At 69.5% G+C, this 22,747-nt stretch carries 26 protein-coding genes; 17 read left to right on the top strand and 9 right to left on the bottom strand.

The window, feature by feature from the left end; translation table 11 throughout:
* Window positions 1–470 precede the first annotated feature (470 nt).
* The 4 genes from UA75_RS18285 (at window position 471) to UA75_RS33090 (ending at window position 1,850) form a co-directional block, all read left to right on the top strand.
* Window positions 471–1,061 carry a GNAT family N-acetyltransferase gene (locus UA75_RS18285; protein ID WP_075741285.1) on the top strand — a complete coding sequence of 197 codons (591 nt, stop codon included), beginning with the start codon at window positions 471–473 and terminating at the stop codon, window positions 1,059–1,061.
* Window positions 1,062–1,092: 31 nt separating this feature from the next.
* Window positions 1,093–1,350, top strand: coding sequence for a hypothetical protein (locus tag UA75_RS18280; RefSeq protein WP_157434276.1), 258 nt, complete (start codon window positions 1,093–1,095; stop codon window positions 1,348–1,350).
* Window positions 1,351–1,484: 134 nt separating this feature from the next.
* Complete coding sequence (locus tag UA75_RS33095) at window positions 1,485–1,622, top strand: hypothetical protein (protein WP_157434275.1); 138 nt, start codon at window positions 1,485–1,487, stop codon at window positions 1,620–1,622.
* A 54-nt stretch (window positions 1,623–1,676) separates the two neighbouring features.
* Window positions 1,677–1,850, top strand: coding sequence for a hypothetical protein (locus UA75_RS33090; RefSeq protein WP_157434274.1), 174 nt, complete (start codon window positions 1,677–1,679; stop codon window positions 1,848–1,850).
* A gap of 63 nt (window positions 1,851–1,913) precedes the next feature.
* Here UA75_RS33090 and UA75_RS18275 read toward each other — a convergent pair whose 3' ends face one another.
* Window positions 1,914–2,111 carry a DUF397 domain-containing protein gene (locus UA75_RS18275; protein WP_075741283.1) on the bottom strand — a complete coding sequence of 66 codons (198 nt, stop codon included), beginning with the start codon at window positions 2,109–2,111 and terminating at the stop codon, window positions 1,914–1,916.
* A complete protein-coding gene (locus tag UA75_RS18270) occupies window positions 2,108–2,956 on the bottom strand; it encodes a helix-turn-helix domain-containing protein (protein ID WP_075741282.1) in 849 nt (282 codons plus the stop codon). The genes UA75_RS18275 and UA75_RS18270 overlap by 4 nt, the downstream gene beginning before the upstream one ends.
* A gap of 378 nt (window positions 2,957–3,334) precedes the next feature.
* On the opposite strand from UA75_RS18270, the gene UA75_RS18260 reads away from it, so the two are divergent.
* From UA75_RS18260 to UA75_RS18245, 4 genes are all read left to right on the top strand, one after another.
* The gene (locus UA75_RS18260; protein ID WP_157434272.1) at window positions 3,335–3,565 is read left to right on the top strand and encodes a hypothetical protein; all 231 of its coding nucleotides are present in this window, start codon (window positions 3,335–3,337) and stop codon (window positions 3,563–3,565) included.
* Between the two features lie 94 nt (window positions 3,566–3,659).
* Entirely contained in the window at window positions 3,660–4,118 is a 459-nt protein-coding gene (locus UA75_RS18255) for a hypothetical protein (protein WP_157434271.1), read from the top strand.
* Between the two features lie 396 nt (window positions 4,119–4,514).
* On the top strand, window positions 4,515–4,706 hold the full coding sequence (locus UA75_RS18250; RefSeq protein WP_075741278.1) for a hypothetical protein: 192 nt from the start codon (window positions 4,515–4,517) through the stop codon (window positions 4,704–4,706).
* A gap of 551 nt (window positions 4,707–5,257) precedes the next feature.
* Window positions 5,258–5,776 (top strand): RNA polymerase sigma factor, encoded by a 519-nt coding sequence (locus UA75_RS18245; RefSeq protein ID WP_075741277.1) that lies wholly within the window; start codon window positions 5,258–5,260, stop codon window positions 5,774–5,776.
* 83 nt (window positions 5,777–5,859) lie between these two features.
* On the opposite strand, the gene UA75_RS18240 is transcribed toward UA75_RS18245, so the two are convergent.
* Window positions 5,860–6,762 carry a sigma-70 family RNA polymerase sigma factor gene (locus UA75_RS18240; protein ID WP_075741276.1) on the bottom strand — a complete coding sequence of 301 codons (903 nt, stop codon included), beginning with the start codon at window positions 6,760–6,762 and terminating at the stop codon, window positions 5,860–5,862.
* A 40-nt stretch (window positions 6,763–6,802) separates the two neighbouring features.
* Here UA75_RS18240 and UA75_RS18235 point away from each other — a divergent pair, with 40 nt between their 5' ends.
* Window positions 6,803–7,549, top strand: a complete 747-nt coding sequence (locus UA75_RS18235) for an FMN-dependent NADH-azoreductase (protein WP_232251090.1) — start codon at window positions 6,803–6,805, stop codon at window positions 7,547–7,549.
* Window positions 7,550–7,587: 38 nt separating this feature from the next.
* On the opposite strand, the gene UA75_RS18230 is transcribed toward UA75_RS18235, so the two are convergent.
* Entirely contained in the window at window positions 7,588–8,253 is a 666-nt protein-coding gene (locus UA75_RS18230) for a DUF1707 domain-containing protein (RefSeq protein WP_075741274.1), read from the bottom strand.
* Between the two features lie 675 nt (window positions 8,254–8,928).
* Here UA75_RS18230 and UA75_RS18225 point away from each other — a divergent pair.
* The 8 genes from UA75_RS18225 (at window position 8,929) to UA75_RS18195 (ending at window position 18,771) form a co-directional block, all read left to right on the top strand.
* Complete coding sequence (locus UA75_RS18225; RefSeq protein WP_083691041.1) at window positions 8,929–9,594, top strand: TetR/AcrR family transcriptional regulator; 666 nt, start codon at window positions 8,929–8,931, stop codon at window positions 9,592–9,594.
* A 332-nt stretch (window positions 9,595–9,926) separates the two neighbouring features.
* A complete protein-coding gene (locus UA75_RS18220) occupies window positions 9,927–10,658 on the top strand; it encodes an alpha/beta fold hydrolase (RefSeq protein WP_083690774.1) in 732 nt (243 codons plus the stop codon).
* 180 nt (window positions 10,659–10,838) lie between these two features.
* Window positions 10,839–11,600, top strand: coding sequence for a P-loop NTPase (locus tag UA75_RS18215; RefSeq protein ID WP_075741272.1), 762 nt, complete (start codon window positions 10,839–10,841; stop codon window positions 11,598–11,600).
* 1,251 nt (window positions 11,601–12,851) lie between these two features.
* Window positions 12,852–14,198, top strand: coding sequence for an MFS transporter (locus tag UA75_RS18210; protein ID WP_075741271.1), 1,347 nt, complete (start codon window positions 12,852–12,854; stop codon window positions 14,196–14,198).
* Window positions 14,199–14,204: 6 nt separating this feature from the next.
* Window positions 14,205–15,974: an alpha/beta fold hydrolase gene (locus UA75_RS18205; protein ID WP_075741270.1), complete on the top strand. Its 1,770-nt coding sequence runs from the start codon at window positions 14,205–14,207 to the stop codon at window positions 15,972–15,974.
* A complete protein-coding gene (locus tag UA75_RS34935) occupies window positions 15,971–16,096 on the top strand; it encodes a hypothetical protein (RefSeq protein WP_257787475.1) in 126 nt (41 codons plus the stop codon). The genes UA75_RS18205 and UA75_RS34935 overlap by 4 nt, the downstream gene beginning before the upstream one ends.
* Before the next feature lie 120 nt (window positions 16,097–16,216).
* The gene (locus tag UA75_RS18200) at window positions 16,217–18,106 is read left to right on the top strand and encodes a RiPP maturation radical SAM C-methyltransferase (RefSeq protein WP_075741269.1); all 1,890 of its coding nucleotides are present in this window, start codon (window positions 16,217–16,219) and stop codon (window positions 18,104–18,106) included.
* Window positions 18,103–18,771 (top strand): DUF5825 family protein, encoded by a 669-nt coding sequence (locus UA75_RS18195; protein WP_075741268.1) that lies wholly within the window; start codon window positions 18,103–18,105, stop codon window positions 18,769–18,771. The genes UA75_RS18200 and UA75_RS18195 overlap by 4 nt, the downstream gene beginning before the upstream one ends.
* 13 nt (window positions 18,772–18,784) lie before the next feature.
* Here UA75_RS18195 and UA75_RS34930 read toward each other — a convergent pair whose 3' ends face one another.
* The 5 genes from UA75_RS34930 to UA75_RS18175 all read right to left on the bottom strand — a co-directional run bounded on the left by UA75_RS34930 (window position 18,785) and on the right by UA75_RS18175 (window position 22,501).
* Complete coding sequence (locus UA75_RS34930) at window positions 18,785–18,916, bottom strand: hypothetical protein (RefSeq protein ID WP_257787474.1); 132 nt, start codon at window positions 18,914–18,916, stop codon at window positions 18,785–18,787.
* Between the two features lie 122 nt (window positions 18,917–19,038).
* A complete protein-coding gene (locus UA75_RS18190) occupies window positions 19,039–20,034 on the bottom strand; it encodes an SAM-dependent methyltransferase (RefSeq protein ID WP_232237303.1) in 996 nt (331 codons plus the stop codon).
* Entirely contained in the window at window positions 20,031–20,648 is a 618-nt protein-coding gene (locus UA75_RS18185) for a cysteine hydrolase family protein (RefSeq protein WP_075741267.1), read from the bottom strand. The genes UA75_RS18190 and UA75_RS18185 overlap by 4 nt, the downstream gene beginning before the upstream one ends.
* Entirely contained in the window at window positions 20,645–21,736 is a 1,092-nt protein-coding gene (locus UA75_RS18180; protein WP_075741266.1) for an isocitrate/isopropylmalate family dehydrogenase, read from the bottom strand. Before UA75_RS18180 ends, UA75_RS18185 begins: the two co-directional genes overlap by 4 nt.
* Before the next feature lie 237 nt (window positions 21,737–21,973).
* Window positions 21,974–22,501: an EF-hand domain-containing protein gene (locus tag UA75_RS18175; RefSeq protein WP_075741265.1), complete on the bottom strand. Its 528-nt coding sequence runs from the start codon at window positions 22,499–22,501 to the stop codon at window positions 21,974–21,976.
* Window positions 22,502–22,747: the final 246 nt, after the last annotated feature.

Below are 22,747 nucleotides of genomic sequence, written 5' to 3'. Positions count from 1 at the left end.
TCGTGACCGCCGCTCCCACGTGTCCACCGTGCCCGCACGCACCGACTCGCACCTGTGCCTGAAGACATTCAATGGATTGTCACGCCCGAACATGTCGGCGGGAAAATCGCCCAGTTCGAGATGATGCGAGGCGCTGTCTCTCGTCGTGACTGAATGAGGACGAGTGCCCCACGGCACAATTCCACACCTGATGGCGCGATGACGACACCGTGCCCTTTGTGTCCCTCGCCTGCCCGTACCTCGATTACCGACCTGAACGAGCGAACCCCAGACGAGCAGCGCGGCGGCTGGTTCGAGGGTGAAGGTTTCCCGCCCCGATGGGGGCAGACCATCACGTACGAGAGGGGGATGCGTACGGCTTCACGCTTAGGTGGAGACTGACGACGGACACCCGGTGGCCGAACCGCCGTCCACCTTGCGGTTCACGGCGCTACGCACCATCCCGGTACGCAACCTCGGAGACGAGAACGATGAACGAGAAACGGGAACCGATCGTGTGGATTCGCGGGGACGGGGCCGGACTCGGCCCGTTCTCCGGTGACCTGGTGGACCAGTATTGGCAGTGGGAGCAGGACCCGGCCGTGTTGGTCGGCTACGGCCGACAGACGCCGGACTCACTGGACAACCGGCGCGAGGGTTACCAGCACCAGGCACGCGGTACCGATGACCAACTACGGTTCACCGTGTACGACATGTCCGATGCTGAGCCCGCGCCAGTCGGCACCACGGCGGTTCTGATTGATCACCACGTGCGAACCGGTGAGTTCGTCATTCAGCTCAGCGCGGCCAGCCGGGGCAGAGGCATCGGCACGGAAGCAACCCGGTTGACGCTGGACTATGCCTTTCACATCACGAACCTACGGTGCGTCCACCTGGCGGTGTTGTCCCCGAACACGGCCGCTATCCGGGCCTATGAGAAGGCCGGTTTCCGCACGATCGGGGAGCGCCGACAGTCCGGGTACTGGCTCGGTGAACCGGCGAACGAAACGCTCATGGACGCAATCCCGGCCGACTTCCCCGGAACGTCCGCCGTGCGACATATCGTTGAGCCTGCCCTGTGACGCCATGCTCGGCGGTCCGAGGTCCGTGCCGGTGCTGGTAGTCGTCGGCTTGGCCGTGCTCGTGGTGCTGGCCTTGCTCGGCACGCTGGCGGTTCGGCAACGGCGGACGCGAAATCAACCCGAGTCCGCGCCCCGCGCGGCCGAGACGGCTCGGCGGCAGAACAGCCGCGATGATCCCGAGCGGGGCACGGATAGACCGTTACCGACCGATCAGGACCAGCCGGACACGTTGTGGCGGCTGGTGGCCGCGTGGGGGAGCGCAGAGAGCGGCCGGATGAACCTTGCCTAGGCCGCTCTCGTTCGTCTGCGGGCCGCTCAGCGCGTATACGCGGCCTTGAGATCCTCTCGACCGGGGCCGTTCGCCTACCTCGTCCGCGTCTTCAGCCAGGCGATGATCGTGCTGCTGTCCGGTTCGGTTCGACCATGACCCGCCAACGGGAGATCGCCCGCCGGGGCGCCTTGGCCGCCGCGCTGACCGGCGCCGTAGAACACCTCGTCGACCCGAACCAGGGCGGGTTGCTGCGCAGTACCTCGGCTGCGATTCCATCTTCGTCGGCGTGATTCCGGTTCTGCCGGGGGCTGATCACCCTGCTGGGCCAGGACATCGCCGAGGCCGTGAGCCCGTATCTGCCCTCCAACACCGCCGCCGCGTTCAGTTCGATCGTCGAGTCGCCCGCGTTGCTGTCGCCGGGCCAGGGGCTCGCGGTGTTCGGCGGGTATGTGGTGGTGGGTCTGGTCGGGGCGGCGGGGCTGCTGCGGCGGCGGGATGTCGGAGGCGGGACCGTCTGACGCTGGAGGACGTGACGAAGCCGGGGCGCGAGCGGGCCGCTCGCGCCCCGGCTGCCGTCGTGGTCAGCTCTGCCGGGCGGACTTGACCGAGCTGAGGAATGAGTCGAAGGCGACCCGGCTGACGACGAGCGTGCCGCCCTCGCGGTCTTTGGTGTCGCGGATGGCTATTAACTCTGCTCCGTCGCCGATCTCGACACAGTTGCCATTCTGGGCGGTGCGGGTGGACGTACGCCACCGATCAGGGGGGAGATCAACCGTCATCGTGCCTCGTCTCGCGCGTGGCGTTCAGCAGCCGCCGCGATGAGATCAGCCGACTCGGCTGAGTCCAACGCAGCCGCAAGTAGATTACTGCGTGCCGTGAGGAACGGTTCCACGTCGGACGGCTCGTCGATGAACGACCCGTGAGCCAGATGTTCCAGATGGACGATCGGAGTCGCATCTGCGAACTCGCCGATCCAGAACGATCCGGACATCGCCGCGTGCACGCCGAGGCTCACCGGCAGTACACGGATGTCGATCGTGCCCTCACGCATCAGCTTCGTCAGATGGCCGAGTTGATGAGCCATCACGTCCGGCCCACCGACCTCCCGGCGGACAGCGCCCTCGTCCAAGATGCCGACGAAACGCGGACCGGACGGCTTGTTCAGTATTTCCTGCCTGCCGAGACGGGTGTAGACGAGTGTGTCGTCGCCACCCTCGCGTCCTGAGTGGATGACCGCGCGGGCGTAGTCCCCGGTCTGCAGCAGACCGGGGATGAGCATCAGCGACACCTCGGTGATCTGGGTTGCCTCACGTTCGTACATGATCAAAGTTTCGAGCTGGTCGGGAAGATTCGCGCCCGACAGATGCCAGTTCGGGCGGTCCAGATCACGGACGAGATCGAGAATTCGGTTGCGCTGTTCGGGTGAAGCTTCCAGCGCGCCGAGTAGGACTGACGCCTCGTCCACGGTGAGCAGTTTTGTTCCACTCTCGACCCGGCCGATGAACGGCGCATAGGTGCTGATTCGTCGGGCCACCTCGCGCGCAGGCAGGCTCTTCGACTCTCGCAGTGCCCTGATGGCATTGCCCAACGTTCGTGCCCGGGGTGACCTAGAAGCCTTCGCCATGTAACACAGGCTAGCCCAATGAATCTTTTTCATATGAATTTCCTGGTTTGCATCTGCTGTAACAGTTTCACATGATCTGGGAAGCGCGGCGCAATCGGCCGCGCATCGCACCGGAGGTGAGCATGATCGTCATCTGCCCGAGCGGAACCGGTCCTGTCGCATTTCTCTCGCGCCTGGTTCCTGAAGCGGTGTCCCGATGAACGCCCTCGCTGGCCAGCTGCCCGCTACCCGCCGCTACGCCGGCGTCTTCCGCCGCCTCGAACATCGGCTCGATCCGACCTATGGCGCCGTCGATGTCGCGGTGTGCGGCGCGATGGTGAAACGCATCGGTCCGGCCGAACCCGTTCCGCCCTGCCCGTCCTGTTTTCCGGAGGTGTCGTGCCCGCCTGGTTCGTCCGCTCGCTCGCCAGAGGAGACACCCACCTCGGTGCTCCCGAGGCCCGTCCCGCACCCAAGGTCGCCCCGTGGTGCGACCCCGACACCGAGTTCACGCCGATGAACCGGCACCCGCTGGCCGTCTGCTACTTCGACTGGCAGCCCTGCCCGGACTGCCTCACCGCCGCCGCCCGCACCCGTCGTCGCCGCCCGATGATGGCGGTGGTCCGGTGATCACCGTCAACCGGCGTCCGCCCCGGCTCCTCGTCGTGGGGGCGCTGCGCCGCCTGCCCGCCGCCCGCATCCGCCGCTACCTCGGAGTGTCCCTATGGTCAGCGGACGAGTCGTGATCGCCGCCCCGCTCGTGTCCGCCGTGCCCGCGCACGTGACGCCCGGCGGATCGATGTCCCTGGTGCTGGTGGCCGACCGCACGACCCGCTCGGTCGCGCTCGCCTCCGCAGGCCGAGGCCTCGCCGCGCTGAACTCCCGCGCGGCCCGGCTGGTGTGCGACACCGTCACCGACCCGCGTCCCGTCCTCGCCGTCGAGGTCGCCGCCACCGGACGGGATCACCAGGCGTGCAGGGTGCGCGTCGTGGTCCACCACGGCCAGGTGACGATCCTGCTGCTGTCCGGTGAGACCACCGTCCGCCAATGGCACATCGCCCGACGGGGAGCCCTGGCCGTCGCGCTGACCAGCGCCGTCGCCCACGTCGCCGACCCGATCCAGGTAGGAGCGCCGATCCCGGCGGAACCGCCGATCGCGCGGCAGTCCGTCTCCACCCCCTGACCACGAGGCGCTCACCGCCGAATGCGCCGCCCGACGCCGGAGTGATCCTCCGCCGCCGACACCGTCCACCCACGATGCTGCGGGCACCATCCAGATCGTCGGTCGCCCGGCTCGTCGTCATCACCCGAGCACACCACCATCCGGCACCGGTGCAGACGTTCCGGCTCACGGTTCGGCGGAGTGCGGTCGCCGAGTGCCGACCTCCCCACTGGCGATCCCCGTGTCGACACGATCGGTCGGTCCGACGACGGTGATGAAAAGACCGCCGATCCATTGTCCCGACCGGAATTCCGCCCGGAATTCTCTGCCGATTCCCTCGCATCAACCTGGGTTGCGCGCTCGATCAGCCGTGCCTGCCCGAAGTCCTGCCCGAGTTCTCGATGTCTCCTCTAGAGAGTGGTGTTCTCCTTGTTGAAACCCTGGATGCGCCGACGGCCCGACGAGACCGAACGGGAGGCGATGGCCCGCCGGTCCCGTACCTGCTACTTCTGTCCCCGCGAGGACGCCACCGTCGCCGAGAGCCTGGAACACGAGTCGACCCATGAGAAGCCCCGCGCCAGGAAAGCCCCGCCTGACGCCGAATCCTGATCGCCGAGCCGCCCGCGTTCGACGTCCCCGCCGATCGCCATTCGCGGGCGGCCTGCGACCTCCGCCGACCCACGCCAGAACATGCAGAATCACGGTGGTGTGGGCGAATCATCCGCCATTCGTCAGGAAACGAGTGACCGCGAATGTCTGCCTCCCGCGAACACCATTCCCCGTTCTCCGACATTCTGACCGAGCCCGTCCTCCCGTCGCCCCGGCGGGCCGAGCCGTCGCCTGCGACTCGGCCCGCGCTGCCGTCGGCCCCGGCGGCCGGAACCGCGCCGTCGAACCCCGCCGCGCCGAGAACCCGGCCGCCTGCGGCGGCACCGGAGGTCGTGCCGCCCTCGCCCTCGCCGCCTGCGCAGCACGCGCCCTCTTCAGCCGCCCGATCCCCCACGCCCGCGCCAGGGACCTCGGTGCCCACCTGTCGCAGCCGCCGTCGCAGGAGCTGCGCCCGCTGTCTGGACACCCGCGTCATCGCCACACCGGGTGATCACCTGCCGTTCACCCACATCACCTGTCCCGACTGCCGCTGATCACGAGGAACGTTCCCCATGCGACCAGCCGACCGCGCTGCCCTCGGCGCGGAGATCATGAGCCACTGGCCCGCCCTCCTCCGCGCCGCCCGCCGCCTCGTCGACGACCCCGCCACCGCCGAGGACCTCGCCGCCGAGGCCGTGGCCAGAGTCCTGCGGCTCCTGCTCGTCGAGGGGCAGCGGATCGAGCACCTGCGGGCGTATCTGTGCACGGCGGTGCGGACGATCGGCGCCGACCACCACCGCCGGGATCGCCTCGTGTCGTTCGTCGGCGACGTCCGCGACGACCAGCATCCACTGGCCGCCGCCGCCGACACCGCGCTGTTCGAACGGATGGTGCGCGTGGAGGAACACGAGAACATCGCCCGCGCCTTCAGCGAGCTGCGCACCCGCTGGCAGGACATCCTGCACCGCATCGACATCGAGGGCGATCTGCTGATCGACGTCGCCACCGACCTCGGCATGCGCCCCAACTCGGTGGCCGCGCTGGCCTGGCGAGCCCGCCGGGCTCTGCGGGAGAACTATCTGGCGTCGTGAGGCGGGGTGGGGTCGACGAACCCGCCGGATCGACGGCGTCCGCAACCGCCACACCGTCGCCCGCCGAGCGGCTCGCGACGTGGTCACCCCGATCTAGGCCGGTCGACCCGGAGCCTCCGAAGACCGACCGAATCGGTGATCACCTGGAACTCGGTGATTCGATCGCCGTCGATGGTGAACACCAGGGCCAGCGTGAGCTCGCCGCGCTCGAACACCACGGCACCGGGAGCGCCGTCGATCAGGACAGCCTGCGCCCGACGAGCACGCACCGCGAAGAATCGAGCCTCCTCGACGACGTTCCGCGCGCCGTGCACGACGGCGGGAACCTGCGCGGGCACCATGCCGTCGACCCGCCGCACGACGTCGACGTGCAGCACCGTCAGCAGCCCGTCCAGGTCGCCGTTGCGGACGGCGGTCAGGAACTCGTCGACGACCTTGCGATGTCGAGCAAGGTCGGAGCTGGTGGCCTCCGTGCTGCCACGCACCTTCTGCCGCGCGCGACCCGCCAGTTTCTTGGCGGCGGCGGGGGAGCGGTCCAGCAGAGGGCCGATCTCGGCGAACGGCACGGCGAAGCTGTCATGCAGCACCAGCGCGATGCGCTCGGCAGGAGACAACGTCTCCAACACCACCAGCAGCGCGCGGCTCACCGAGTCGGCCAGCACAGCCTCGTGCTCCGGATCGGCCGCCTGCAAGCCGGACTCGGCCGCCGAGGCGGACCTCACGGACTCCGCAGGCGGCCACTCCACGGGCTGGTCCCGCCGCGCCCGTCGGGACCGCAGCATGTCCAGACACACCCGAGCGACGACCCTCGTCAGCCAGCCGCCGAGATTGTCCACGGCGTCGGTGTCGGAGCGGTCGAACCGCAACCAGGTCTCCTGCACGGCATCCTCGGCCTCGGTTCGCGAGCCCAGCATCCGATAGGCGACCGTCCGCAGGTGGCTCCGATGCTCCTCGAACCGCCGAGCCGCCCTGTCTCGCTCGTTCATCTGTCCCCTCGCCCCGCGCCGATCCGTCAGGTCTGTCGTCATGTCATTGACGAACCAGACCGAGCCGATGGGACGACCAGACCAGATGACTCTTCTCCGCGTCGACACGAGCATCCGCCGACAGGGCTCCCTCAGCCGCGAACTCGCCGACATCATGGCGGAAGCCTGGCCTGCCGATCAGGTCGTCCGCCGCGACCTCACCGCCTGCCCCGACCTGCACGCGACCTGGCGCGAAGCCGTCGCGGCCGGGTTCCTGCCCGAGGGGCACCGGACCCCGGCCATGCGCGAGGCCACGGCCTTCGCCGTCGACCTCGCCGACGAGGCTCTCGCTGCTACCGAGATCGCCGTGAGCGCACCGCTGTACAACTTCGGTGCTCCCGCGACGCTGAAATCCTGGATCGATCTGCTGATCACTGATCCGCGATTCGACCCGCGCCACACACCGGCTGGTCAGGCGTTGGCCGGTGTCCCGCTGACGCTGCTGATCGCGCGCGGCGGCGGTTACGGGCCCGGCACCCCGCGCGAGGGCTGGGACCATGCGACGCCATACCTGCGACGTATCTTCGGCGACCTGTTCGGCGCCGAGGTCACCGTGATCGCCGTCGAGTTGACCGCAGTCGAGTTCGACCCGGCGATGGCCGATCTCCGCCCGCAGGCGGCGATCTCACGAGCTGAGGCGCGAACCCTGGCCGAGAACACCGCCGCGAGTCATGCCGCACGCCGAGGGCGGAACGGCGATCGGCAGAAGCGTGGCATGCCTGTGGTCCAAGAGGCGACCGTGCGGTGAGGACGGGGCGGGCTCGACGCCGCGCGGGTTCGAACGACTCAGTCGTCTTCGTCGTCGGCCTCTTCCTCGGCGAATTCCGCCGGGGTGAGAATGTCGACGCGCGCGAGCCCGCCCGTCACGTTGACGACGACGTCCTCCGTGCCCGCATCGTTGGCGCAGGCCAGCTCACAGTCCGTTCGGCCGAACACCAACATGCCCGACGTCCGAGCCCGCATGCCCTCCGGGACGACGATCTCCAGCCGACCGAACAGCGCGCCGACGTCGACGGACTCCTGACCCTCCACGACGTGGATGGTCTGGCGGCCGAAGACGGCAGCGCCGTCATCGGAGTCGATGACCTGCCAGCCGAGGAACGCCCCCGCCGCGACCAGGACGCCGGTGACCAGCCCGCCGACGATGCGCGAGACGATGCCGGGTTTCGCCTCGTCCTCGTCGTCCTCGTCTGATTTGGTAGGAGTCGTTCGCCGGGCCGTCTGCGGCGCGGTGGAGGTCGTGCCCTCGGCGCCGTTCTCGGCTGCGGGCTCCGGAAGGTCGCGCGTGAGCAGCCGCAACTCCTCCCGGGTGCGCGCGGCCCAGCATTTCGCCGTCCGCTCGTCATACTCGGTCAACGTCAGAACACCGTCGTCCAGCGCCGCCCGCAAGCGGGCGTCTACACTCCGGCGCTCACGATCGCCGATGCGTACCTCGATCTGCTCGTCCTCCACCGGGGCATTCTCGCAGAGAGTTCACGTTTCCTCTGCCAGGATGCGGCGGCTGGCGGGGGCGGCGGGTGTTCTGCCGTCAGGTGGTGCGGGATGTGGTGCAGCGCTGGAAGGCCGCCACATGGGTGGAGCGGACTGCTGTTGGCGACCTTCTCCGTTTCCCGGGTCGCGACCAAGGTCCACGTCCGGAGAGCACTCCGGGGTGCTCGCCCTGTACATGGCGGCCTCGCGACCAACCTCCACGTGGAGAGCCCGGTCGTCGGACCGTTCTCGCCGCAGCGGTGTGCGACCACCCCTCCACTTCTGTGGAGAGCACAACGACTGCCCCGCCGAGCGGCCCACCATCAACGACCAACCTCCACGTCGGTGGAGAGCACCCTTCACGACCTGCGGTTTTAGAAGGTCGTTCGACCGTTTTCGCCGCAGCGGTGTGCGTTCATGACACGTATCCTCTCAGTCCCGGTTGATTGCAGAGCTGCTGGGCGGGCCGGCCGGTTCCACCGCATCGATCGGAGTGACCTGCGGGAGGCGCCGGCCGTATCGCAGCAGGTCGAAGGGTGGCTGGGCGGTCGAAGCCCGATATCGGGGTGCTCTCGGAATTGGACGTGCTCGGTCCCGGCAGAGCGGTTCCGCCTGCATCGCTTGACGGCTGTTGAATGCGCGTTTAATGCAATGAACATGCATTCAAGGAAGGGTTCGGCCGAGTCGGACCTGACCACGCGAGCGCGCATCCGGGACGCCGCTGTCGCGTCCTTCGGCAGGCACGGCTTCGACGTCTCGGTGCGGACGATCGCCGAGGGCGCGAGTGTCTCGCCGGGCCTGGTGATTCACCATTTCGGCTCCAAGGCGGATCTGCGGCGGGCCTGCGACGAGCACGTGGCGGGTCGGATAGCCGAGCTGACCGAGGAGGACATGGGCGACGGCGCCCAGACTTTCCTGCATCAGCTTGCCTCCGTCGAGCGGTATGCGGTGCTCACCGGATACGTCGTCCGCACGCTGTGCGACGGCGGGCCGCTGGCCGTCGAGCTGTACGCGCGGATGGTCGATGACGCCGTGGGCTACTTCGCGCGCGGCGAGACGGCGGGGGGCATCCGGCCGAGTCGCGACCCGGCTGGGCGGGCCCACTGGGCGGTGACGTCGGCGGTCGGCTCCCTGCTGCTGCTCGTCGCCCTGCGCCATCCTGGCCCCGACGTCGACTACGCGAGGGTCATCGAGGACTGGGCCGCCGAGTTCACCCTGCCGACCCTGGAGATGTACACCGAGAGCGTCTTCACCGATCGCGCGATCCTCGACGGCTACCTGCGTCACCTCGGCGGCGGCGCCGAGGATCCCGAGTCGACCTGAGTCGTCCAGCACCGAGACATGCCGCAGGCAGCCCACTGGCCGCCGCAGGCAGCCGCACCCGACCGGGGCCTGCCTTTTTCGGTGCACGGCGTCCGGCTGCGCCCACAGGGCGGAGCGACCCGACGGCACCTCGTTCTCAGTCGACCTCGTCGGGCCATCGGCTCGGCCGCCGCCCGCATACCGGAACAACCCTGGAGGCACGACCATGACGCCACGACAGTCCACCGGCATCGACTACGCCACCACACCGGACGGCCTCACGCCGCACGTCCTCGACCGGCACGGGACACCGCTGCTACTGGACCTCGACGCGTCCCGGAGCGCAGACGGTCGTGTTCCGGCACGGCGCCACCATGGACCATCGCATGTTCAATGCCCAGATCCCGACTGTCCGCGACGACTACTCCGTCCTGGTCTGGGCCGCCCGAGGCCACGGCGCGTCTCGCCCCATGGGCATCGAGCGGGCGAGCGTCGAGGACTACGTGAACGACCTCATGGCCGTGCTCGACCATGCCGGGGTCGAGCGGGCGATCCTGGTGGGACAGTCCATGGGGGCCTACCTGGCCCAACATGTCGTCCGCCTGCATCCTCATCGGGTCGAGGCACTCGTGGTCATCGGGGCCACCCCGATCGCGAAACCGCTCACCTGGGCCGAGAAGGCGATGGTCCAGTCGGCGCCCGCGATCATGCGCCGGTGGCCCGCGCGCAGCATGCGCAAGGCGATGGCCTCGGTCACGACGATCCGAGCGGACGTCGAGCGGTACGCGCTGGACGCCATGAGCGTGATCGACCGGCGGGATGTCGCTCGTATCCTCGGCGCCGTCGCGACGGCGGTGACCCGCGCCGGATATCCGGAGTTCCGGGTCGACGTGCCTTGTCTGCTCACCCACGGCGCGCAGGACGACCGGGGCGAGATCGCGCGCGATCTCCCGGGCTGGGCGGCGGCCGACGAGCGCGTCGGGTTCCTCGTCATCCCGGATGCGGGGTACAACGCCAATCAGGACAATCCCGAGTTCTTCAATCGTGAGTTGCTGCGCTTCCTGCGTTCGGTGCTGCGCGACTGAGGACGGGGACGGTTCCGCGTCTAGCGAAGACCGGGGCGGTCCTCGGTCTGCCACCTGCTCCGTCGCGACGCATCGGGGTGAGCAACGGGGGGGCTCCGTATTTCGGCGGGGCACGTGAAACCAGTTCGGCGGGGATTTCGACCGTCCTTGTCGCGCCCGCCCCGTCGTAGTCTTGATCGCATGGGTGCGACGAGGGCCATCACCGACATCCCCGTCATCGCCGTGGTATGTGGAAAGGGCGGGGTCGGCAAGACCAGCGTCGCCGTCGCCCTGGCCCGCAGGCTCGTCGCCGCCGGGCGGAAGGTCGGGCTGGTGGACGCCGATCTGCACGGGCCGGATGTGCCTCGGATGCTCGGGTTGCGGCGGGACGTGCCTGCCAAGTCGTTGACCATCGCCAACTGGGTGGGCGGGCGGAACTCGGGGATCGAGGCGATGGAGGTCGACGGGCTCAAGGTCGCCTCGGTCGGGTTCCTGCTCGCGGGACAGCAGGGATTCGCGGTCGACGCCTCGATCGGCGACATGATGCTGGGCAGGCTGATCCGGGACACGCGCTGGGGTGACGTCGACACGCTCGTCGTCGACCTGCCGCCGGGCACCGGGGACGTGCAGCAGGCGCTGTTGGCGCTGGCGGGTCCGGTGGCGGCGGTGCTGGTGGTGACGCCCGCCGAGGTCGCCCACCTGGACACCAACCGGGCGCTCACCATCCTCAAGGATGCCAGGGTGACGATCATCGGCGGCGTCGAGAACATGGTGTATCTGGAGTGCGGGGGCTGCGGTGAGGCCACGGCTCTGCACGACCCTGCCCCGGAGGAGCGGACCATCTGGGCGCGCAACGTGCCGAAGCTGGCGAGCCTGCCCTACCGGGTGGGCGGGGCGATCGGCGATGCGGACATCGCGCCCGTGGTGTCGTCGGTGACCGGCTATCTCGGTCGGGCCCTCTGATTCTCGGGCGGGCTGGGCAGGCCGCAGCACCGGCCCGGTGATGCGGCGGCCGTGTTCGGCCGTCGGTGCCCCGTCACGAGCCATGGTGGCGGGGCATCCGCGCAGTACGGACCCGGTCCGCGCGGATGGTTGCAGCGGACTCCTCGCGCGCCCGGCACGGCCACACCACCGGAGCGCCCCGCGCCCGCGCCTCACCCGACACCGGCCCGGCCCGGGGGCGTCGACCTCGCCCGGGTCGCTCCGGGCCGGGCGCACTCAGTCGACGGGCCGGGGGTTCGCGGGGACTCCGACGGGCCGGAACGACGAGGACGGAGCCGATGTACGGCGCAGGGCGTGGCGTCTCGCCGCCGTCGTGCACTCGGCTCGCGTCGGCCTCGGTTCGTTGCCGAGAGGGCCGCCGACCCCGTGCATCCGGTCCCTCGGCGGCCGGTTCGAGCGGGCGCTCCCCGGTGTCCCACTGGGTCGATGGGCGGTGCGATCGTCGTGGTCGTCGAGGGGCCGGCACTCGTGGCCGTCGGCGTTCCTGGCAGCCGACACGAATCGATCAGTCGATGCGAGGTGGGCGGGCCACGAGCCGGTCTCGGCAGGGCGAGAGCATCCGATGACCCGATCTCGGGCGCCGAGGTCGAAGCCGGCCGGTGATCTGCTGTCGCCGTGCGCGGTGCGCCGTTCGTCTACTGTCGATGGTCGATGGAGAATTCTGCGGGCGTCCTTTCTTCTTGGTCGCGTCGAAGATGTACGTGATTCGTCGACTCCCGGTGGGTTAATGGCCGATGCTGATCCCGTCTTCTTTTCTCGAATGCGGCGCGCGGTGTGTCGCTGTCTCACCACAGTGCCGTCAGTCGTGCCGTTCGCCATGCCGTCGACGCCCGGGCCCGCTCTTCCGAGTCGTGTTCTCGGCGCCCTGTCCGGTCGATCCCGAAGCTGAATGTAGTCCGTTCGGCGGCTAGAAAAAGGGAAGTCTCTCTGCGATGCTCGGTCGACTGACCGGCACGGATAATGTGCTCGAGTGGGCTTCCTGGTCGACATGACCAGCCGCTCTGGCGAGTGATCAGGTTGTCGGCCATCGGTTCTGGGGTGTTCATGATGCTGGGTGTCTGAGTATTCAGGCGCTGCTTGTCTCGGGTTCTTCTGGCGCGGGATTCGCCGGTTCTCCGGATTTCTCGTGCTCGGGGTTCTTCGTATTCGGGGGTCGGCGTACTCGAGTTCTTCGCTCGGGCTCAAGGTGTTTCACCGGACGTCGGGGAAAGCATGATCGCATTCGGGGCGGGCGCTGATTCAGCCCGACGCAGGCATGATTTTCGGCTGTTCTGGATCGGCGGCGCGGCGAACCTGCTCGGTTCCCACGCGTCGGCGCTGGTCCTGCCGATCCTCGTGCTGGCGGTCGGCGGGACGCCGATGACGGCGGGCCTCGTCGGCACCGCGGGCGGGCTCGTCGAGGTCCTGTTCCGACCGATCGCGGGCGTCTACGCCGATCGCGGATCGCGACGCAGGCTCATGGCCGTCGCCGCCCTGGTGGCGGCCGCTGCGATGGGAGCGATCGCGATCGGCGCGGCCACCGGCACCGCTTCCCTGCCGCTGCTGCTGATCGCCGCCGTCGTCGAGGGACTGGCCGCCGCCTGCTACGCCGCCGCCGCCTCGGGAGGGATCAAGGCCGTCCTCCCGGCGGAGTCGCCGGAATCGGCACTCGGCGCGTTACAGGCCCGCGAGCAGGGGGCGCGGCTGGCCGGTCCCGGCATCGGCGGGGCCCTCTACCAGCTCGCCGCCTGGGTGCCGTTCCTCGTCGACGCCCTCTCGTACCTGGTCGCCGCGTTGTGTGCCAGGGGCATGCGATCCGAGCTGCGCGCGGACCGCGACCCCTCGACGCCGCCCGACGTCCGCCGCGGGTTCCGCCGCGAGTTCGGCAGTGGGCTGCGCTTCCTCTGGAGCAGGCCGTTCCTGCGGTTCGTCTCGCTCTGGGCCGCCGGACTGAATCTGATCGTGGGGGCCCTGTACTTCCAGGTGATCCTGCACGCGCGGATCGACGGCTGGTCCGCTGCGGTGCTCGGGCTCGTCCTGAGTGTGGCGGGCGCGGCCGGGTTGGCGGGGGCGTTGACGGCGCCCATGGTGCTGCGACGGTTCCGGCCGTCGCTGCTGGTGGTGGTGGTGTCGTGGGTGATCGCCGCCGTCGTGCTCGCCTTCGCCGTCGTCTCCTCGGCCGTGGGCGTCGGCGTGCTCCTCGCGCTGGTCTCCTTCCTGACTCCCGCGTTGAGCATCGTGTTCCAGTCCAAGGCGATCATGATGACGCCGGACCGGCTGCAGGGCCGGGTCGGCACCGCCATCGGCACCCTCGGCGAGGGGACCGCCGCGCTCGCCCCGCTGCTCGCCGGCGCGCTGGTGACCGTCCTGTCCCCGGCGCAGAACGCCGTCGTGCTCGCCGCCGGACTGGTGCTGTTGGCCCTCTACGCCACGGTCTCCGTGCGGGCCGCCACGGCAGCGGTCGAGCCGGAGTTCGTCGCCGAGCCCGGCTCGGGCCGGGCGGGCGAGCCCGCAGCGGGCGCCGAGCCCGTCGCAGGCCCTCCTGCCGGGCAGTCCCGGTCCACATCGGTCGAGGAGTGAGGTGACATGGACGTCGACGTGCGCATCCACTTTCCCGAGCCGCCCGCCTTCGCCGAGGCGGCGCCCACCAGGGCGGTCTACGTCGGTGATGCCGCAGGCCGGTGCGAGATCTTCGCCTGGGACACCCGTGCAGGCACCGCACGGCAGATCACCGACCGGCCGCAGGGCACCGTCACCTGCGCCATCGATCCCAGCGGCCACGACGTCTGGTGGTTCGACGACGACCTCGGCGGCGTCGGCTCGTGGCGGGTGCGGGCCTTCGACGGCGGCGCCGACCGGTCGGCCGACCTGCCTGCGGGGCGGGCGGCGGGACTGGCGATGGCAGCCGACGGCACCGTGGCCGCAGGCATCGAGGACGACGACGGCCTGACCGTCTACCTGCGGCGGCCGGGCGAACCGGCGCGGCCGGTCGAGCGGATCGCGGGCCATGCCTCGGTGGTGGACCTCGCCGACTCCGGGCGGCTGCTCGCGGTGGCGGGCGATCCCGAGTCGGTGACGGCGGTCCTGCTGCTCGACCTGGCGAACGGGGAGCGGACGGTGCTCTCCGGCGTCGGGAATCCGGTGTGGCCTGCCGGTTTCGCGCCGGGTGGGGAGCGGCTGCTGCTCACCGTCGGAGACGGTGACGGCTACCGGCTCGCCGTCTGGGATCGCGAGAGCGGGTCGACCTCGGCGGGCCGCGTAGGAGATACCGAGATCGGTCCCGCGTTCGACACCGAGATCGCCCCGAGCTGGTATCCCGACGGCGAGCGGATTCTGGTGCGCCAGGACCGCCATGCCCGCAGCATCCTGCACGAGGTGGACCCGGCCGCCGACGTCAGCACGGTCCTGGACACCCCCGACGGCACCATCCTCGCCGCGCGGGTCCAACCGGACGGCGACCTGCACTACGTCTGGACTGACAGCACCCGGCCACCGACGTTGCGCACCGCCTCCGGCACCCGCCCGCCTGGCCGCGAGCGGCGGGACGTGCAGCCGGGGGCGCGGGCCGAGGTCTGGGTGGACACGCAGGCCGGGCCCGTGCACACCCTGCTCACCGTCCCCGACGTCGCAGGCCCGTACCCGACGGTCGTGCTCGCCCACGGCGGTCCCCACGATGCCGCCCGCGACGCCTACGACGCGCTGGTGTCGGTGTTCGTCAGCATCGGATGCGCGGTGGCACGACCCAATTACCGGGGCTCCACCGGGTACGGCGCCGCCTGGCGGGACGCCGTCGCCGGAGACGAAGGGGTCGGGCTGACGCAGCTGCACGATCTGGCCGCCGTGCGGGCCCACCTCGTCGCGAGCGGACTGGCCGATGCGCAGCGGATCGCGGTGTGCGGCGAGTCCTGGGGCGGCTACCTCGCGCTGCTCGCGGCGGGCGTCCAACCGGACCTGTGGCAGGCGGTGGCCTCGGTCAACCCGATCGCCGACTACGCCGCCGCGTTCCGGGACACCACCGAGGCGGTCCGGGCCATGGACGTCCGCCTGTTCGGCGGTGACCCGGACGAGTGTCCGCAGGCCTATGCGGCGGCCTCGCCGTCGACCTATGTCGATGCGGTCCGCGCCCCGGTGCTGATCGTGGCGGCGACCGACGACGAACGATGCCCGCCTGGTCAGGTCGCCGACTACGCCGAGGCCCTGCGACTCAGGGGACTTCCGCCGGAGCTGCTGTGGACGCGCTCCGGACATGAGGGCCACGAGATCGACGTCCACGTCCAGATGCTCGCCACCGTCGTCCGCTTCGTCGGAACGGCGCTGGGGGGAAGACCTGCGTCCGCGCCTGCGGACGCGGGATGACGACAACACCGGAAGAGGGTGAGGACATGCGGAAGAGCGTCGTGAAGAACGACCCCATCAGGGGCAACCGGGATCAGAGCCGGGGAGTCACGGTCGTCGTCTCGGTCGGCGTGCGTTTCTGACGCCACCGGAGACACCCGGGTCGGGGGCGGCGCGGCTGCCTCCCCCGACCCACTTCGGAACCGGCGACCACTGGGGTCGCCGACAGCGAGAGGTTCCACGAGCCGGAAGGCGGGATCGCCGTGCGAGTTCTGCTGGTCAACATGCCCTGGGCCCTGATCGATGTGCCGTCGCTCGCGCTCGGCATCCTCCGCCGCGCCGCGATCAAGGCCGATCCGGCGGTCGAGGTGGACGTGCTCCACGCCAACCTGGACTACGTGGACTGGGTGACCCAGCGAAGCGAGTTCACCATCCAGGACTATCACTTCTATTCGCTGGCCACCTACTTCGCCGGGGTCGGCGACTGGGTCTTCTCCTCGGCGCTCTACGACGATCCCCAGTGGCGGAACGCCGAGTTCGTCGAGCAGGTCCCGATGACCGACGAGCATCGACGGATGTCGTTGGAGCTGCACGCCTCGGCGCCGGACTTCGTCGCCGAGCTGACCGAGCGCATCCTGGCCATGGAACCGGACCTCGTCGGCTTCACCTCCACGTTCCAACAGAACATGCCTACCCTGGCGGTGGCCAGGGCGATCAAACGCGCCGCCCCGCACGTGCTGACCGCGATGGGCGGCGCCAACTGCGACGGCGTGCAGGGCGAGGCCCTGCACCGCAACTACGAGTTCCTCGACTTCGTCATCCGGGGCGAGGGCGAGGTGACTTTCCCCAGGCTGCTGGCGGCGCTCCGACAGGACACCGCGCCCTCGGACGTGCTCGGCTTGTGCTGGCGCGGCCCGGACGGGATCTCGGTGTCCAACCGGATGAACACCCGGCCGTTGATGCCCGCCGAGATCGTCTCGCCCGACTACGACGGCTACTTCGAGCGGCTCGACGTCTCCACGGCCCGAGACTGGGTGGAGCCCAAGCTGGTGGTGGAGGGGGCCAGGGGCTGCTGGTGGGGGGAGAAGCACCACTGCAAGTTCTGTGGTCTCAACGGATCGTTCATGGAGTTCCGCAGCAAGAGCCCCACGGTGTTCTGGGCGGAGATCGTGGAGCTGGTGACCCGGCACCAGGTGCTGGACATGTTCGTCGTGGACAACATCCTGGACATGGGCTACGTCAAGACGCTGCTGCCCACGATCATCGACTCCGGCTACGACCTGCGCATGCAGTACGAGATCAAGTCCAACATGCGGCGCGGGCAGTTGGAGACGCTCTTCAAGGCCGGGCTGGTCAACGTGCAGCCGGGCATCGAGAGCCTGAACAGCCGCGTGCTCAAGCTGATGGACAAGGGCGTCACCGGCTGTCAGAACGTCCGGATGCTGCGGGACGCGGCCACGGTGGGCCTGTCGATCGCCTGGAACTATCTGTACGGGTTCCCCGGCGAGGACGAGGCGGACTACCTGCCCGTCATCGAGCAGATGCCCGCCCTGCACCACCTGCCGCCATTGGACGGCGTGGCGCGCATCGTGATCGAGCGGTTCAGCCCGTACTTCAACCGACCGGAACTCGGCTTCGGCGAACTCACGCCCGGCGGGGCCTACACCCTCAGCTACGACCTGCCCGAGTCCGAACTGCTCGACCTGGCCTACCTGTTCTCCTCACCGGAGCGCGGCATCGACGAGTCGCTCGGCGACCGGCTGCGCGCCGCCGCCGACCGGTGGCAGCGCGAGTTCGCCGGTAGCAGGCTCTCGCACACCGATCTCGGCTCGGAGATCCTGCTGATCAGCAGGCGGCGCGACTTCGACTGGTCCACGCTGCGCCTCACCGACCCCTGGGACGTCGCGGTGTTCCGGCTGCTCGATCAGCCGCACACCCTCGCCGCGCTGGACCGCAAGCTGTCCGCCGACGGCGGGGCTTCGGACGTCGGGCGGCTGGAGCGGCTGACCCGTCGCTGGCTCGACCTGGGCATCCTGTTCACCGAGTCCGAGCACTACGTCCACGTCGCTCCACTGTCGACGAACCAGGACCTGATGCGCATCGACACCTCGGACCCCGTCGAGGAGACGAGCATGGCCGGAGCCTCCGCATGACCGCCGCCGAGATCACCACACCGGGCCTCGCCCCGCTGACGCTGCGGCTCTGGCGGGAGCACGACGCCGAGGTGCACCACCTGCCCGGTATCGGAATGGGCGAGCTGCCCGCCTCGGGCGATGCCACCGAGCTGGTGGCCCAGCTGTACGAGCAGGGGCTGCGGCGCGTCGGCCTGAGCCGCCCGGTGGACCTGACCGGCGGCATGGACGAGGAGTCGCTGGTCTGGGTCATGGTGCTCCTGCGCGAGCTGACCAGTCGAAGCATCGCCGTGGACTGGGAACTCCGGCTCGGCCCGCACATCGACATCTGGCACCGGCTCAACCACCTCTGCCCGCCGAGGGACCTGCCGGGCGAGCCGAACGCCGAGGAGATCCTCCAGCTGTGGCGGGAGACGTTCTACCTGTGCAAGTGCGCCTACCGGCGAGGTCCGGGGTTCGTGGAGGTCCGGGACCGGCGGGCGGGCTCGCTGTCCCGGTTCATCGTCGACGATCCCGAGTACCTCGCCGCGATCGATCTGCTGCTCGACGGGACGCCGGTGTCGGCGGTGCCGGAGCACGTGCTGGCCGCGTTCGTGGCGGAAGGGTTGGCGGGGACGGCGGGCAACCTGGCCTGGTGGCTGCCCTATCGCATCCGTCGTTGGCCGTGGCCGTCGATGATCGTGTGACCGGACGCGGCTTTCAGAGCGGACCGTGCGCAGCGCCGAGGTGACCGGGCGGTGCCCGGGCGGGCAGAGGCGCCGCCGTCCGCTGCCCCGGCGTCTTGATCCTGCCTGCGTCGAGCTGTCCTGGCCTGGCCGTGGTCGTCCTCATCGAGAGTCCTCCGCCGTCCGACGCGGTGCCCGCGACGGCTGCCGAGCACGGGATCTGTCGCGGAGGCGGGAGCCGGGCCCGGGTGCGCGGGCCCGACTCCGCCTCTCACCGGGCGCCGTCGTTCACTCGGCACCGTCGAGGACGAGGTGGTCCGTTGGGTTCGTGGGCGGCTCCGGATCGAGGCGCGCGCTCTGCGTCGTTTCCGCTGAGGCCGACGCCGCCGCGTCTCGGGCCCGGTCGGCGAACACCCACCGGTTGGTGCCCACCGCGTCGTGCTGCTCGGGCAGCGGTCCGCGTCCGTACTGCGCCGTGAAGTCGAACGGCGTGCGGACCGTCGTCGACCAGCCTCGCCCGGTCAACTCGGCGGCCGAGGAGGGCCGAGGCTCGGTGTCGAACAGTGCGAGCAGGTCGACGCCGATCTGTTCGAGGGCGGTGGAGTAGAGCGGATTGGCGCGGACGGCCGGTGACTCGGCGCCGATTTTGATCTCGTACGCCAGGCTGCCGCCGCCCGCCGCCGTCAACAGGTCCACCGTGTCGACGAGCCGCCGCTCCGCCGCAGCGGGCAGATAGAGCAGCAGGCCCTCGGCCAGCCAGACGCTCGGCTCGGTGGCGTCGTAGCCCGCCGCGACCAGCGCGCCCGCCCAGTCCTCGCGGAGATCGGCGGCGATCGAGTGCAGCGACGCCGTCGGTCTGGCACCCAGCCGGTCGAGCACCGAGTGCTTGAAGGACAACACCTGCTCCTGGTCGATCTCGAAGATCGTGGTGCCGTCCGGCCAGCCGAGGCGGAACGGCCGGGCATCGAGGCCTGCGCCGAGCAGGACGACCTGACTGGTCCCGCGACCGGTCGCCGAAAGCAGGAAGTCGTCGAGGACCCGCGTGCGCAGACCGAAGTAGCGTGCCAGCCTGCCCCAGAGCGGACACGCGTCGCCCCCGGGTGCGTCCTCGATGCGGACCGGCCAGTCCGCCGAGGCGCGGGCGGCGCGGACGAAGTGCTCCGCGTAGACGTCCTGGGCGAGCGAGTCGGCGCGGTGGGTCTCGATCGCGCGTCCGGCGGCGACCAGCAGGGCGGTCCGGCCGACGCCCTCGATCACCCCGGCGTCGTGCGGTGAACCTGTCACGTGTCCTCCTCTGCTGCCGGAGTCGACGTCCATCGCTCCGGACGATCGTGGGTGGTGATCTCCGCGCCGTACACCACGGTCATGAATCGCAGGATCTCCTCGTCGGGCAGGTGCAGGCTCGTCGTGCAGTCCGACAGCACGGTCACGTGCCTGCCCTTCTGGAACGCGGTCCGCGCCGTGGAGTCGACGCAGACGTCGGTGTAGAGGCCTGCGAACACCAGATGTGCGATGTCCTGCCGCCGGAGGTGTGCCTCGAAGCCGTCGGCGAGGAACGCGTCGAAGCAGGCTCGTTTGGTGAAGACGTGTTCCTCCGGTGCGGGGGAGACCCGGTGGAACTCCGCTCCCCACGAGCCGCCGCGGCACTTGGGCTCCTTGCCCAGCGCGAGGTCTCGACGTCGCCAACTGGGGCCCTGGAGTTCGCGATCGCCGAGGAAGCGGACGAAGAGGACCTCGACGCCGTGGGCGCGCGCCGTGTCCACGGCGCGGCAGGCGTTCGTCGTCACGGCGTCCAGCGTCGCCGGGTCGCCTCGGTAGCGCGCCGTGGCTCGCGGCCCGGTGCAGAAGTCGTTCTGCAGGTCGACGACCACCAGCGCCGATCTCGGGCGAGCGGTCACGGCGCCGCAGAGGGGTCGGCCGGGCCGGTGTCGGCCGCCGGGGCGACATGCGGCTCCAACACGTCCAGCAGCGCGTCCACCACGGCCGTCGTCGAGTGGCTCCCGCCGAGATCCGAGGTGAGGATCTCCCGACTCCGCAGCGAGTCGAGAGCCAGTTCCATCGCCTTCGTCGCACCCGTGCAGTGGACATGTCGTTCCATCACCGCCGCCGCGGCCCGGACCGTCGCCATCGGATTGACCCGGTTCGTGCCTGCCAGGTCGTCGGCCGAACCGTGCACGGTCTGGTACTCGACGAGGCCGGACACCTCGGGATGCAGGTGGATGTTCTCGGTGAAGCGGCTCTCCTGTCGCTCGGCGGCGAACCGGTCGAGCAGCACGGCGTGCATGATGTCGGCCCATTCGTTGCCGCTGATGATCACCGTGCGAGGGGACAGGCCGCGCTCGATCAGATTTCGGTTGACCGTGTCCGGCTGGCACAGCGCGATGTCGACTCCGTGGCGGGCAGCGGCGTCTGCCACCCACTCGGCGAAGGCGCCGTCGAGCAGGTGGAACTTGTAGGCCATGATGATCTCGCGGACCTCGCCGTCCGGCCATTCGTCACGGGCCCGACGTAAGGCGAAGGAGATCACCTGATCGGTGATCTCCCGGCTGAATGTCATCGTGCGGGTCACCACGCCGGGCACATGGCTGTTCTCGCCGGTGTAGAAGCCCTGGGCCGCATCGCGGATGAGCAGTAACGAGGCCTTCTGTGCTTGGATGACGTCGACCTTGACCGCCCGGAGTCGTTGCCGCACCAGATACAGCGACTGGGCGTTCATCGCGGTGCGGAAGATCGCCGACGTGCCCGAGACCGCCTGGTCACGACAGAACTGCTCGTAGTGTGCGGCGTCTTCTTCGGTGAGCTGGCGAATACGTTCCAGGTCGCCTTCCGGTAACAGTGAGAAATAGGAGTGGTAAATCCTCGGCGAACGCGTGATCACAGCCGTCGTCGAGTACAGCTGGCCGATGTTCTGGACGGTCCTCTCGAAGACGTCCGCCAACTCCGGTCCCGTTCCTCGGCCGACGGCAAGTCCGATGTTCCGTTGCACCGTGCTCCTTCGTCCTGGCGGTCGGGTCGTCGATGTCCGGCCGGTGTGGCCGGGCGCCGAGGTGCGCTCGTCTGCGCCTCGGGGCTGCTCTGGCGGGGGACGACTGCGGCCCGCTGCGGCTGATCCGCTCCTAGACACCCGCAGGGACGGGCGAGTACACCGACCACCCCACCGCGAGCCGTGCGGAAGCCAGGACAGTCGACGCGAGCCGACCGCCCCGGCGTGTTCTCGGCTCGGTCAGGCGTTCGTGACCAGGCGATCTCCGGCGATTCCCGCCTTGTCCGGCGAGTAGTAGTCCTTGATCTCGGCCACCCAGGTCGCCACCGAGATCTCGTCTGCCTCTGTCGGCTCGAACGCGTCGAAGAGTGCGTTGACGCCGGCGAGATCGAACCCGATGGCGGTCATGAGTGCGACGAAGAGGGGGCGCTCGATGAGTCCGTCGCCGTCCGGATCGCCGAGTGCGGCCAGCGACTCGGCGAAGTCGTTGATCGTCTCCTCGAAGCGCTCGGGCGACAAGACGCAGGCCGTGTACTCCTCGAAGCTGACGACCCCGTCGCCGTCGGCGTCCAGCTCCGAGGCCAACGTGGACCAGTACCGACGAAACGCCGCCAGCGCGGCGGACTTCGCGTCCTCACCGGCGCCGGTCGCGGCTGCGGACACCCGAGCGGCCATGAGTTCGAAATCGTCCGCCGCGAGATTTTCCGAGCCGTCGGCGTCGAGAAGGTTGAAGATGAGCTTAATTCGATCGAGGGCTTCCGCCTGCATTGACCTCTCGCTTTTCATCAGGCTTCGGACAGGGAATGGAGATTCCTCGCCATGGCAGGCAGGAGTCGCCGAAGTCCGCTGTCGTCGAGCGGGCTTTCGGGCTGTCGATTCGAGCGGCGGCTGCCGACTTCCTGCTTCCGGCGGGGCGGAGATGATCTCCATCGCCTACTATGCCAGGCGGTGTCTGGTGCGTCCCTGAAATAATTCGCGGCCACCAGAAAGAGTGAGGCATGTCAGCGCCGATCG

The organism is Actinoalloteichus sp. GBA129-24, assembly GCF_001941645.1.
Lineage (GTDB): Bacteria > Actinomycetota > Actinomycetes > Mycobacteriales > Pseudonocardiaceae > Actinoalloteichus_A > Actinoalloteichus_A fjordicus.
Note: the sequence above shows the minus strand (reverse complement) of the source record. Positions and strands in the feature narration are given on the sequence as shown.

Excerpts from the sequence above, each read along its gene's own strand:
- UA75_RS18210 (WP_075741271.1), top strand. The coding sequence starts at position 12,852 with ATGATCGCATTCGGGGCGGGCGCTGATTCAGCCCGACGCAGGCATGAT.
- UA75_RS18240 (WP_075741276.1), bottom strand. The coding sequence starts at position 6,762 with ATGAACGAGCGAGACAGGGCGGCTCGGCGGTTCGAGGAGCATCGGAGC.
- UA75_RS34935 (WP_257787475.1), top strand. The coding sequence starts at position 15,971 with ATGACGACAACACCGGAAGAGGGTGAGGACATGCGGAAGAGCGTCGTG.
- UA75_RS34930 (WP_257787474.1), bottom strand. The coding sequence starts at position 18,916 with ATGAGGACGACCACGGCCAGGCCAGGACAGCTCGACGCAGGCAGGATC.
- UA75_RS18275 (WP_075741283.1), bottom strand. The coding sequence starts at position 2,111 with ATGACGGTTGATCTCCCCCCTGATCGGTGGCGTACGTCCACCCGCACC.
- UA75_RS18195 (WP_075741268.1), top strand. The coding sequence starts at position 18,103 with ATGACCGCCGCCGAGATCACCACACCGGGCCTCGCCCCGCTGACGCTG.
- UA75_RS18175 (WP_075741265.1), bottom strand. The coding sequence starts at position 22,501 with ATGCAGGCGGAAGCCCTCGATCGAATTAAGCTCATCTTCAACCTTCTC.
- UA75_RS18285 (WP_075741285.1), top strand. The coding sequence starts at position 471 with ATGAACGAGAAACGGGAACCGATCGTGTGGATTCGCGGGGACGGGGCC.
- UA75_RS33095 (WP_157434275.1), top strand. The coding sequence starts at position 1,485 with ATGACCCGCCAACGGGAGATCGCCCGCCGGGGCGCCTTGGCCGCCGCG.
- UA75_RS18225 (WP_083691041.1), top strand. The coding sequence starts at position 8,929 with ATGCATTCAAGGAAGGGTTCGGCCGAGTCGGACCTGACCACGCGAGCG.
- UA75_RS18235 (WP_232251090.1), top strand. The coding sequence starts at position 6,803 with ATGTCATTGACGAACCAGACCGAGCCGATGGGACGACCAGACCAGATG.
- UA75_RS18215 (WP_075741272.1), top strand. The coding sequence starts at position 10,839 with ATGGGTGCGACGAGGGCCATCACCGACATCCCCGTCATCGCCGTGGTA.
- UA75_RS18255 (WP_157434271.1), top strand. The coding sequence starts at position 3,660 with ATGGTCAGCGGACGAGTCGTGATCGCCGCCCCGCTCGTGTCCGCCGTG.
- UA75_RS18245 (WP_075741277.1), top strand. The coding sequence starts at position 5,258 with ATGCGACCAGCCGACCGCGCTGCCCTCGGCGCGGAGATCATGAGCCAC.
- UA75_RS18270 (WP_075741282.1), bottom strand. The coding sequence starts at position 2,956 with ATGGCGAAGGCTTCTAGGTCACCCCGGGCACGAACGTTGGGCAATGCC.
- UA75_RS18205 (WP_075741270.1), top strand. The coding sequence starts at position 14,205 with ATGGACGTCGACGTGCGCATCCACTTTCCCGAGCCGCCCGCCTTCGCC.